Raw genomic sequence first — 11016 nt, 5'->3', positions numbered from 1 at the left:
CGTGCAGCCTCATCTCAGAGGAGCACGACACCATGGACTCCTACATGGATTCCTTCAACGCGACGCTCAGCCGGATGCCGGCTCTGGAACACCGGATCGCCGAGCGCCCCGGCGAGTTCCGGATCCTCACCGGCGACCGGCCCACCGGCCTGCTGCACCTGGGCCACTACTTCGGCACCCTGCGGGAGCGAGTACGCCTGCAGGACGCCGGGGTCGACACCTTCGTGCTGGTCGCCGACTACCAGGTGATCACCGACCGTGAGCATGCCGCCGGGGTGACTCGCCATGTGCACGAGGCGATCGTCGACTACCTGGCTGCCGGCCTGGACCCGGCCCGGAGCACCGTCTTCGTGCACTCCGCGGTGCCCGAGCTCAATCAGCTGATGCTGCCGTTCCTGAGCCTGGTGACCGAGGCGGAACTGCACCGCAACCCCACAGTGAAGTCGGAGCTGGCGGCCTCCGGCCGGGCGTTGAGCGGCCTGCTGCTCACCTATCCGGTCCACCAGGCGGCCGACATCCTCTTCTGCAAGGGCAACCTGGTGCCGGTCGGCAAGGATCAGCTGCCGCACATCGAGCAGACCCGGGTCATCGCCCGGCGGTTCAACGAGCGCTACGCCGCGGTCTTCCCCGAGCCGGAGGCGCTCGTCAACGAGACCCCGGAGCTGCCCGGGCTGGACGGCCGCAAGATGTCGAAGAGCTACGGCAACGCGATCCAGCTGGCGATGAGTGCCGACGAGACCGCCCAGGCCGTTCGCCGGGCCCGTACGGACTCCGAGCGTCTCATCACCTTCGATCCCGAGCGGCGACCGGGGGTCTCCGCACTGCTCACCACGGCGTCGGTCTGCACCGGGCGCACGCCGGAGGAGCTGGCTGCCGAGATCGGCGACGGCGGGAGCGCCGTACTGAAGCGGATCACCACTGAGGCGGTCAACGAGTTCCTGGCAGCGCACCGGCGACGACGGGCCGAGATCGCCGCGGACCCGGCCTACGTCGTGCAGGTGCTGCGCGCGGGGAACGCCCGCGCTCGGGAGATCGCCGACGCCACGCTCACCGAGGTACGCCGGGCGATGGGGATGGTCTACGAGGGTGGCCAATGAAGCAGCTCTCACCCCTCAGGCTTTGGAGTACGAGATAGCCTTGACTCAGACTGCGATCACCCGACTCCATCGCGAGCTCGGCAAAGGCAGCAATCGTTAGGCGGTGGCCATGGTCACTGAACTTCATCCCTCGCGACTCACCTTGAGGGCAAGCCACGATCATCAACTCCCCGAGGGCGCTTGGTGGCCCCAGAGCCGGCGCTTGGCCGACCAGCTCGCCACCCTCTTCGAGATGTGGCCACCGAGCGCCGGGCACATCTCCCGCGTGCTCTATTCGCCGCCCGATTGGGACGACCATCCGCGTGCGGCGCCCGTACGCGGACGCCGCGTCAAGACCGGGTGCTTCCCAGGTGACGATACGCACACTCTGGTGCTGTCGATGTCGGACGGCGAGCGCAAGACCCTCCGTGTTATCGCGCCCGAGACACCTCACGATCAGGCCGCCAAGCTCCTCGCCGAGTTCGGAGAATCGGTCGAGCACGAGTCGGCCACGAGCGTGTAGCCATGGCCGACTCGGGCATTCCTAACACTCCAGACACGGCGGCCCGGACCCGCGCGGGAAGCTACGGCGAGTTGGCCCGGCTGGTTCGCGAGCGCGGCCTGCTGGACCGCCGTCCAGCGACGTCTTTCTTCAGTGCGCTTGCGCTGCTCGCCGCACTCGGGATCGTCATCGCCCTCATGGTCTCCAACCGCGACTCGTGGTGGCTCCTCCTCCTAGCTCCCGCGATGGCGGTGATCGCCACGCAAACCAGCTTTCTGGGCCACGACATCGGCCACCTCCAAGTGACACGGAACGCGACGACGAGCCGAGCGCTGGGCCTCGTAGCTGGGGATCTCCTCAGCGGCCTGAGCTACGGATGGTGGGTCCAGAAGCACAACGCACATCACGCGCATCCGAACGATCTAGACAGCGATCCTGACGTTCGGGCCGGTGCGCTGATCTGGGATGTCAGCCAGGGAGAAGGGCGGCGGGGCGTCGCGGCGTGGTGGACTCGACATCAAGCCATCCTCTTTTTCCCACTGCTCCTGCTTGAGGCACTCAACCTACATATTGCTAGCGTGCGTGCACTTGCCACGCCAGGGCTGCGCCTCCGAGGACCCGAGCTGCTGCTGCTCGGAGCACACTTCCTCGGCTACACGCTTCTTCTCCTCCTCACGATGACCTGGCAGCAGGCGTTGCTCTTCTTCGTCATTCACAAGGGAATCCAAGGCCTCTACCTGGGATGCTCGTTCGCTCCCAGCCACAAAGGGATGCCCGTCCTGGACGCCGTTCAAGCCCATGATCCGCTGCTCCGTCAGGTCTTGACCTCGCGCAACGTGCGCGGCGGCCGCATCGCCTCCGCGGTCTACGGCGGGCTCAACTACCAGATCGAGCACCACCTCTTTCCCAGCATGCCGCGCCGAAACCTACGCAGAGCCCAGCCGCTCGTCCGTGCGTTCTGCCGTGAGAACCAGATCCCCTACGCGGAGAGTTCAGCCCTTGAGTGCTACGCGGCGGCACTCAAGCACATGCACAGCGTCGGCGCGAGCGCACGTGGCTAGGGCAGGATGAGAGGGATCGACCAGATCCTCGCCGCCATCGGTGCCCTTGCCCAGAGCGAGACGAGGCGCTCCCTCCCCGAACTGCTGTGCGTGGACTGCGCACGTGGTCTCCCCTCGACAGCTGTGGCGATGACTTTGGTGAACGACGGTGGACACCAATCCGTGCTGGGGGCATCGGATCCCCTCGCCGCGCGCCTTGAGGAGCTTCAGTTCGACCTCGGGGAGGGCCCGAGCCTGGAGGCGTTCCGGAGCAATCTCGCCGTCGTCCATCATGACCTCGGTGGCACCTCGTCGACACCCTGGCCGGCGTTCGCCATCGGAGCGAGAGCGGTGGGTATCGAGGCGATCATCGCTCTGCCGCTCAGCGTCGGGAAGATCAGACTCGGCAGTCTGTGCCTGGTATCGCTCTCTCCCGGGACAGCTTGACGACGCTCAGCGCGAGATGGCGCAGGCCTATGCTGGAGCAGCGGTCGTGGTCCTGCTTCACCTCCAGGATCAGATGTGGCCGAGCGGTGCGCTCCATCCTGACCTGGGGGCGACGGTCGCCTATCAGGCCGTCGTCCACCAAGCGACGGGGTTTCTCTCCGTCACCGCATCGGTCGGTATGACTGAGGCGCTCCTGTTGATGCGCGCCCGAGCCTTCTCCTCGGAGCGTCCGCTCCACGACATCGCCAGAGATATCCTCTCCGGCACGCTTCGCATCCACCCCGAAGAGAGTGAAGATGATTGAGATCCGGAGCCGGCCTCCGGCGTCCAAGATCACCGACGAGGGGCGATCGGAATGACCAACGAACAACGACTGACCCGCGTCTTCGTTGAACTCGCGGACACACTTGTCGACGAGTTCGATGCTCTGGACTTCCTGTCGACCCTGACCGAGCGCAGCGTCGAACTGCTGAACGCGGACGCCGCAGGAGTCATCCTGATCGATAGGCACAGTGTCCTGCATGTGGTTGCCTCGACAACCGACCAGGCACAGCTCCTCGAGCTCCTCGAACTCCAGAACGACGAAGGTCCGTGTCTCGACTGCCTCCAGACTGGCCGCCCGGTGATCAATGTGGGCGCCGAGCAGACGCGCAGCCGCTGGCCGCGGTTCAGTGAGGCGCTGTCTGACGTCGGCTTCCAATCTGCTCACGCCATCCCCTTGCGACTCCGTGACTCGGTCCTCGGCGCCATGAACCTCTTCTGCAGCTCCGACTCACGGCTGAGCGACGTCGACGCAGCGGTGGGCCAGGCCCTGGCCGACATTGCCACCATCGGTCTCCTCCAAGAACGGGCCGCTCGGCAATCGGGCCTGATCGCTGAACAGCTGCAACTGGCGCTCAACAACCGCGTGCTGATCGAACAGGCCAAGGGAGTGCTCATGGCGAGCGCCGACCTCGACGTCGACCGAGCCTTCCAGCTCATGAGGGACTACAGCCGTCGGAACAGCCAGGCAGTCAAGGACGTCGCCAGACGAGTCGTCGACCGTGCTTTGACGGCAGACGACCTCCGCCGTCCATGACGCCGCCTGAGCGGCGTGGACATCGAGAGCCTGGTCTGTCGGCCTGGCACCGTGATAGACAAGAACCACCTCGACCCGCCTGGACCCCGCGAGTCGCCACCTGCGACGTACAAAGGGATCCCATGGGCCGATCGCTAGAGTACCCAAGCACTCCCTCGGCCCTCAAGGCTGACCAAGGCGGTCGGGCCGGCGAGCGAGACGCACCACTTCTGGCATCCGTTGTGACGAGGCCGATGCGGGTCACCATTATCGACCGGAGCCGCCTTCTGGCGGACTCACTCGCACTGGTCTTGGAACGCGAGGGCTACCTCGTCACGACCATCGACATCGGGCACGCAGAGTCTTCGTCGGCGAAGGTCCTTGCCGCCGGGCTTCGCAGCGCAGGACGATTGGTCTTCCTCGACCACCATCTCGGCTCCGCAGGCGACGGCGTCCGCCTCGTAGGCCCGCTCACGGCCGCCGGGGCGTCGGTCGTCGTACTCACGGAGACAACAGATCGGCCACGATGGGGTCGCGCTGTGGGGAATGGCGCGAAGGGGGTGCTACCCAAAACCTGCGCGTTGACGGGTGTCTTGCAGACCGCGCGCCGGGTCCGTGACGGGCTACCGCTCATGAGCTCCACCCACCGGGCCGCCCTGATCGCCTCAGCAGACGCAGAACGCGAGGAGTTGCGCGTCATCCGAACGCAACTCGACCGACTCACCCGTCGCGAGGTGCAGATCCTCCGAGCTCTCATGACCGGCGCCACTGTCAACCAGATCGCTCGAAGCGACGTGGTTGCCATAGGCACCGTGCGCAGCCAGGTCAAGTCGATCTTGTCCAAGCTCGACACGAACTCCCAAGTCGGCGCGGTCAGCGCTGCCTATCGAGTGTCGTGGCACCCGCCCCGATCCTGATCACCCTTTCCTCGCGGCGGCGATGGGTTTCGCCCCCGGTAGCGCTCAGATCACGAAGTCGCCGGGAAGCTTGCCGGCGGTGCGCTCGTAGCGCACCGTCCACTCCTCCTGGTCGCGGCGGCGATGAGCGACGGTGGCACGGGTGGCGTCGGCCCGCGCCTTGCGGAGCGCGGCCATGGCCGTGACCTCGTCGGGATCCCGCAAGTACTCGTGGACCTTCCCGGCTCGGCACCTGCATCCCTCCGAGTCGGCTGCGTCCGTGCAGGCTACCGCCAGCGCACTCGCGCAGCGTCCTACCATCTGGCCGCTCCAACAACCGGTTGGCAGGACCTCCCGCGGGGCGTCCTGCCGGGTGGTCGCTAGAGCCGCCGGAAGGCAGGACGTAGGGCGGGGTCGAGGCCGGTGAACTCGGACCAGACCGGCGCGCGGTCCTTGTCGACCAACGCGGCACGGACGCCCTCGATGAAGTCGGGCGTGGTGGCGACGTGACGGGCGACGGCACGCTCCATCGCCAGGCAGTCGGCCAGGGAGCGCTCTCGTCCCCACGCCATCAGCTCGGCCGTAACCGCCAGGCTGTACGGCGACACCCCGGCCAGCAGCTCCAGCGTCTCGGTGGCCCACGGCGAACCGTCCCGTCGCAGTCGCTCGCGGATCCCGTCGATGCTCGACGCACCGAAGCAGTGGTCGATCTGCTCGCGATGGGCCATCAGGTCGCTGCGCCAGTGCGCATGAGGCGGGGCAGCGTCGGGGGCAAGCTCCTTGAGCACCGTGTCGATCGGTCCGTCGCGCTCCGCGAGCAGCTCCGGGACCCCGGCCAGCGCCTCGGGAGCACAGGCATGCGTGGCCATCCCGATGGCCAGCGCGTCGGCGGCGTCGATCCGAGCGCCGGTCAGCCCGAGGTAGCTGCCGATATGACCCGGCAGCCGGGGCAGGAAGTAGGAGCCGCCCACGTCGGGGAAGAAGCCGATCTTCGTCTCCGGCATGGCGAACGCCGCATTCTCGGTGACCACGCGGAAGGGGCCATGCACGCTGATCCCGAGCCCTCCGCCCATGCAGATGCCGCCGATCAGCGAGACGATCGGGATCGGGTACTCCCCGAGCATCCGGTTCACCTCGTACTCGGTAGCGAAGAAGCGGTCGCTGGCCTCCGGGTCGCCGTCCAGGGTGTTCTGCCGGACCTGGCGGATGTCGCCGCCGGAGCAGAAGGCCCGGTCACTGGCGGACTCGATCGTGATCGCCCGCAGGTCCTCACCCGCCCACGCAGCCAGGGTGGCGCCGATCCTCTCCACCATCGGCAGGTTCAACGCGTTGAGCGCCTGCGGTCGGGTGAGGGTGATCCGGCCGACCCGACCCGTCCGGCTGATCGTCACCTCGTCAGTGCTCGTCATCGACCCTCCCCACCCACCGTCCGCTACCAACGAGGATTCTGCCGCTCCGTCCGCGCCGCCGACCGATCGGGCCTCGCACACGCCCGGCGGCTACGCCGAACACTAGGTCACCACGATGCAGGTAAGCACCTGGTCGCCGGCGTCGAGCGGCTCGGCGCGGCACTGCAGGAGGGGCCGCGCGGGTGAAGACACCCGAGCGACCCCTCCGCATGACCCGGATCGAGCACGTTCACTGCCGTCCGGCTGCTGGATCGTCGGCACCGACCAGGATCACGGTGTTGCCGAAGACCTCTTCGCCACGCCCCATCTCGGCGTGCGCACGCGGGATGTCGTCGAAGCTCAGCACCCGGCCCACGCAGGGGTCGATCTTGCCGGCCCGGACCAGGTCGTTGTAGGCGTAGGCCTGCGCGTCGTTGGTGCCGTGCGAGCCCTGGAACCGCTTCTGCCGGGTCCAGTGGTAGCGCAGGTCGACCATCGCATCGAAGCCGGTGGTGCCAGCACAGATGACGACCATGCCGCCGGGCTGACAGAGGAAGATGCTGGTCGGGATCGTCGCCGCCCCCGGGTGCTCGAAGACGATCGCCGGGTCCTCCCGGCCGCCGACGAGCTCCCAGACCGCCTTGCCGAACGCGCGGGCACCCGCGGTCCACTCCTTCTGTCCCGCCTTGTCGTCGACCAGCGGCGGGACGCCCCAGTGGTCGAAGCGGCGGCGATCGATGTAGCCGATCGCCCCGTGCTTCATCGCGTACTCGCCGCGGTCATCGCCGGAGACGACCGCGATGGCCCGCCCACCCGCAGCGTTGACCAGCTGCGAAGCCTGGGTGCCGAGTCCGCCGGAGCCACCCCAGACCAGCACCAGGTCGCCCTCCTGCACGGTGTTGCCGGCCCAGCCGTGCAACATCCGGTACGCCGTGGTGCCGACGAGAGTGGGCGCTGCCGCCTCGGCCCAGGAGAGCTGCTCGGCCTTGGGCATCAGCTGGTGCGACTGCACGCGGGCGAACTGCCCGAAGGAGCCGTAGTTGGTGTCGTAGCCCCAGATCTTCGCGCTGGGCGCGATCATCTGGTCGCGACCGCGGGCGATCCACGGATCGTCGGCGTCCCAGACACCCGGATGCACCACCACGTGGTCGCCGACCTGCCAGTCGGTCACCGCCGAGCCGACGGCATAGACGATGCCGGAGGCGTCGGAGCCTCCGACGTGGAAGTCCTCGACCTCGCCGCGCTTGTTGCGCACCGCGACCTGATCGACGGGGTAGCCGCGTGCCGCCCAGACGTTGTTGTAGTTGATGCCGGCAGCCATCACCGCGACGAGCACCTCGTCGGGGCCGATCGCGGGGGTGTCCACCAGCTCGTGCTGGAAGGCGGTGGCCGGGTCGCCGTACCGGTCGGGGCGGACGGCCTGCACGTGCATGCGGGTCGGGACCTCACCGAGCGGCGGCAACGTGCCGATGTCCGGGGTGGGCGTGGTGGAGGTGCTGACAGAGGTGCGTTCGATGGTCATAGGGGTCTCCTTGTCGGGGAAGGGGTCACTCGGTCTCGGCGTAGCGGGCGTCGCGCCAGGCCAGGGCCGCGCCGAGCCCCTTCGTGGCGACGAGCTCGGTGAACTCGGCACGCTCGGCGGTGTCGGCGGAGTTGAGCACCGCAGCGATGTCGAGGTTCGCCGAGACGGCACCGCGCAGGCCCATCTGCTCGTAGGCGGCGTTGAGGGCACGCTTGGTGAAGCGCAGGATGGACAGCGGCGTAAGGGCGATCTTGCGAGCCATCCGGTCCACCTCGTCCTCGAGCGCGTCCGTGGTCACGATCCGGTTGATCAGGCCGAGCTGGAGCGCCCGGTCCGCATCGACGATGTCGCCGGTGAAGAGCAGCTCGTTGGTCGCCTTCTGCCCGATCAGGAACGGCATCAGCAGCGTCACCGGCCCGGACCCGAAACGGATCTCCGGTTCACCGAACTGCGCGTCCGGGGTGGCGATCAGCAGGTCGCAGGCCATCGCGAGCTCGCAGCCGCCGGCCAGGCACCAGCCCGAGACGGCGCCGATCACCGGCTTGCGCAGCCCCCAGACCTGCATCGTCAGACCGATGTTGTTGGTCAGACCGGCGTGCCACTGCTCCGCGGTGGCAACGCCGAGCTCGACCTCCTCGGCGATGTCGTAGCCGACGCTGAACGCCTGCTCGCCGCCGCGGAGCACCACGACCCGGACCCTGTCGTCGGCCTCCACCTCACGCAGCCGAGCGGACAGCTCGGCCATCAGAGTGGTCGACAGCGCGTTCAGCTTCTTGGGGCGATCGATGGTCACCCAGGCGACGTCGCCCCGGTGCTCGACCTGGATGAACTCTCCCTGTGTCGTGGTCATGCCACTACCTCGCTCCTGTGTGCGTTGATGGACGGACGGGATCGGCGCGAGCCCGAGACGGGATCGGCCGCGGGGCTGCCCTGGGCACGACGGAGAGAGACCTTGTCGATCTTTCCGACCGCCGTCCGGGGCAGATCGTCGGTGATGGTGATCTGGTCGGGGAGCCACCACTTCGGGAACTCCGCAGCCAGGTGGTCGAGCAGTTCCTCGGCAGTGGCCGTGCCAGCACTGCGCAGCACCACGTAGGCGACCGGCCGCTCCATCCAGCGCGGATCGGGCCGCGCCACCACGGCGGCGGTGGAGACCGCCGGATGGCTGCAGAGCCCCTGCTCGAGCTCGGCCGAGGCGATCCATTCGCCTCCCGACTTGATCAGGTCCTTCTGCCGGTCGTGCAGGCGCAGCCGACCCTCCTCGTCGATCGATGCGATGTCGCCGGTGTCCATCCAGCCCGCGCCGGCGACGGAGTCGCCCCGGGCCCCGACGACGAAGGCACCGCGTACCTCGAGGCGCCCGCGGCCCTCGGGAACCTCGACTCCGAGCGGGTCGACGACCCGGGTCTCCACCAACGGCACCGGCAGTCCGGCGGCCGACGACGGCTGGTCGCGCTCGTAGGTGCTGCACGCCATCGTCTCGGTCATGCCCCACGCCGCGACGACGCGCGCGTCGAGCTGCTCCCGGATCGCCTCCGCGACCGACGCGGGTACGGCGCTGCCGCCGGTGAGCACCTCGCGGAGAGCAGGCACCGGCGAGGGCGCATCCGACTGCCGCGCACCGAACCGCCGGCGCACCGCCTCGCACACGTCGTACCAGACGGTGGGGACCGCGGCCGCGACGGTGACCCGCTCCTCGAGCAGCACGTCGACCACCGTGTCGGCCGTCGCGTCGGATCCGGTCAGCACCAGGTCGGAGCCGGTCACCGCGCAGGTGAACGGCAGGCCCCAGCCGTTCACGTGGAAGAACGGCGCGAGGGGCAGCACCCGGTCCTCGGGACGCAGATCGGCGGCGACCGTGGTCGCCTGGCTGAGCGCATGGAGGACGACGTCGCGGTGGGTGACCCGGTAGGTCTTCGGCCGACCCGTCGTACCGGAGGTGTGGAAGAGGTAGGCGGTCTCCTCTTCTGCGAGTGGCGTGCGAGCCGCCGGAGGCACGGGCGCGAGGAGCTGCTCCAGGCCGTCGCCGGTGCGGCCGTCGAGGAGCAGCACCTCGCGGCCGAGCGCGCGGCAGGCGTCGCGCACGTCACGCACGACTCCGCCCACCGTGGGATGCTCCAGCGCCTCGGTCTCGATCACGACGACCTGCGGGCGGGAGTCGGCGAGCTGGTCGAGGATCACCTCGGTGCTGGTGCGGATGTTGACGCACTCCAGGACGGCCCCGAGGCTCGGCACGCCGAGCATCAGCTCCAGGTGCAGGCGGGTGTTGAAGGCGAGCACGGCGACCACCGATCCGGCCTCCACGCGGTGACCGGCACGGAGGCCGGCGGCCAGGGCACGCGCCCGGGCCGCCGTCTCCGGGAAGCTCAGCCGCCCCGTGCCGTCCGGCGTCACGGCCACCACCTCGGAGCTGTGGTGCACGTGCTCCATGCGCCAGAGCAGGTGCTCGATCGTGAGGGGGAGGCTCATGACGTCACGCCAGGGTCGTGGTGACGCGGACCGGGCTGGCCAGCGTGTCGCGGATCGGCGAGCGCTGCTGGACCGCAGTGCAGAGCTCCTCGAGGGCGGACCGCTCGGCGTTCGTGGAGGTCGCGTGCACCACGACGCGCACCTCCTGGGCGCCTGGCCGGACCGAGTCGTCGACGTTCAGGAACCCTTGCAGGTCGAAGTCGGTCTCCAGGTCGAAGCGGAGCGAGGAGAGCTCGATGCCCCGGGCAGCGGCGTTGGCGGCGAAGGTCACCGCGTAGCAGCCCGCCAGCGCCTGCAACACGTACTCGGCCGGGCTGGCAGCCAGGTCGGTGCCGAGCAGGGCGGCCGGCTCGTCGGACTCGAGCGTGTAGCGAGCGGTGCGCGACTCGACCTCCGCGCCGCTCTGACGCACGGGTCCGGTGGTGGCCCGCTGGTGGCAGCCACCTCCCCACTCGGATCCGAGGGTGAAGGTCACCTGCGCGAGCGTCGGGTCGGTGCGGACCGCGGCGATGGTCTCGGCCAGGGCGTCGGTGTCGACGCCGTTGATGACGCCAGTCGTGATGGTCATGGCTGGTTGCCTCTCTCTGGTGGGGATGTGTGCGCACGCCTGAGATCCGTG

The 11016-nt window shown here is 68.7% G+C and carries 13 protein-coding genes; 7 read left to right on the top strand and 6 right to left on the bottom strand.

What is annotated here, in order from left to right; genetic code table 11:
- Positions 1–32 precede the first annotated feature (32 nt).
- From trpS to DNK54_RS21105, 7 genes are all read left to right on the top strand, one after another.
- Positions 33–1097: a tryptophan--tRNA ligase gene (gene trpS, locus DNK54_RS12310; protein WP_204164560.1), complete on the top strand. Its 1065-nt coding sequence runs from the start codon at positions 33–35 to the stop codon at positions 1095–1097.
- Between the two features lie 109 nt (positions 1098–1206).
- Positions 1207–1599, top strand: coding sequence for a DUF5994 family protein (locus DNK54_RS12305; RefSeq protein ID WP_110207503.1), 393 nt, complete (start codon positions 1207–1209; stop codon positions 1597–1599).
- A gap of 2 nt (positions 1600–1601) precedes the next feature.
- Positions 1602–2639, top strand: a complete 1038-nt coding sequence (locus DNK54_RS12300; protein ID WP_110207271.1) for an acyl-CoA desaturase — start codon at positions 1602–1604, stop codon at positions 2637–2639.
- A gap of 6 nt (positions 2640–2645) precedes the next feature.
- Positions 2646–3065 (top strand): GAF domain-containing protein, encoded by a 420-nt coding sequence (locus DNK54_RS12295; protein WP_110207270.1) that lies wholly within the window; start codon positions 2646–2648, stop codon positions 3063–3065.
- A 16-nt stretch (positions 3066–3081) separates the two neighbouring features.
- Positions 3082–3369 (top strand): ANTAR domain-containing protein, encoded by a 288-nt coding sequence (locus tag DNK54_RS12290; RefSeq protein WP_162602429.1) that lies wholly within the window; start codon positions 3082–3084, stop codon positions 3367–3369.
- A gap of 51 nt (positions 3370–3420) precedes the next feature.
- Positions 3421–4143 (top strand): GAF and ANTAR domain-containing protein, encoded by a 723-nt coding sequence (locus DNK54_RS12285; RefSeq protein ID WP_110207268.1) that lies wholly within the window; start codon positions 3421–3423, stop codon positions 4141–4143.
- Between the two features lie 611 nt (positions 4144–4754).
- A complete protein-coding gene (locus DNK54_RS21105; protein ID WP_162602428.1) occupies positions 4755–5039 on the top strand; it encodes a response regulator transcription factor in 285 nt (94 codons plus the stop codon).
- A 45-nt stretch (positions 5040–5084) separates the two neighbouring features.
- Here DNK54_RS21105 and DNK54_RS21715 read toward each other — a convergent pair whose 3' ends face one another.
- The 6 genes from DNK54_RS21715 to DNK54_RS12250 all read right to left on the bottom strand — a co-directional run bounded on the left by DNK54_RS21715 (position 5085) and on the right by DNK54_RS12250 (position 10965).
- Positions 5085–5216 carry a hypothetical protein gene (locus DNK54_RS21715; RefSeq protein ID WP_275426266.1) on the bottom strand — a complete coding sequence of 44 codons (132 nt, stop codon included), beginning with the start codon at positions 5214–5216 and terminating at the stop codon, positions 5085–5087.
- A 182-nt stretch (positions 5217–5398) separates the two neighbouring features.
- The gene (locus DNK54_RS12270) at positions 5399–6427 is read right to left on the bottom strand and encodes an enoyl-CoA hydratase/isomerase family protein (protein WP_110207265.1); all 1029 of its coding nucleotides are present in this window, start codon (positions 6425–6427) and stop codon (positions 5399–5401) included.
- Between the two features lie 229 nt (positions 6428–6656).
- A complete protein-coding gene (gene ccrA / locus DNK54_RS12265; RefSeq protein WP_110207264.1) occupies positions 6657–7928 on the bottom strand; it encodes a crotonyl-CoA carboxylase/reductase in 1272 nt (423 codons plus the stop codon).
- 25 nt (positions 7929–7953) lie between these two features.
- On the bottom strand, positions 7954–8778 hold the full coding sequence (locus DNK54_RS12260) for an enoyl-CoA hydratase/isomerase family protein (protein ID WP_110207263.1): 825 nt from the start codon (positions 8776–8778) through the stop codon (positions 7954–7956).
- Positions 8775–10397, bottom strand: coding sequence for an AMP-binding protein (locus tag DNK54_RS12255; RefSeq protein WP_110207262.1), 1623 nt, complete (start codon positions 10395–10397; stop codon positions 8775–8777). The genes DNK54_RS12260 and DNK54_RS12255 overlap by 4 nt, the downstream gene beginning before the upstream one ends.
- 4 nt (positions 10398–10401) lie before the next feature.
- Positions 10402–10965, bottom strand: coding sequence for an OsmC family protein (locus tag DNK54_RS12250; RefSeq protein ID WP_110207261.1), 564 nt, complete (start codon positions 10963–10965; stop codon positions 10402–10404).
- Between the last annotated feature and the right edge of the window lie 51 nt (positions 10966–11016).

Origin of the sequence: Nocardioides daejeonensis, assembly GCF_003194585.1 — a bacterium.
GTDB lineage: Bacteria > Actinomycetota > Actinomycetes > Propionibacteriales > Nocardioidaceae > Nocardioides > Nocardioides daejeonensis.
The sequence above is the reverse complement of the archived record's forward strand: the minus strand, read 5'-3'. Positions and strand labels throughout refer to the sequence as shown.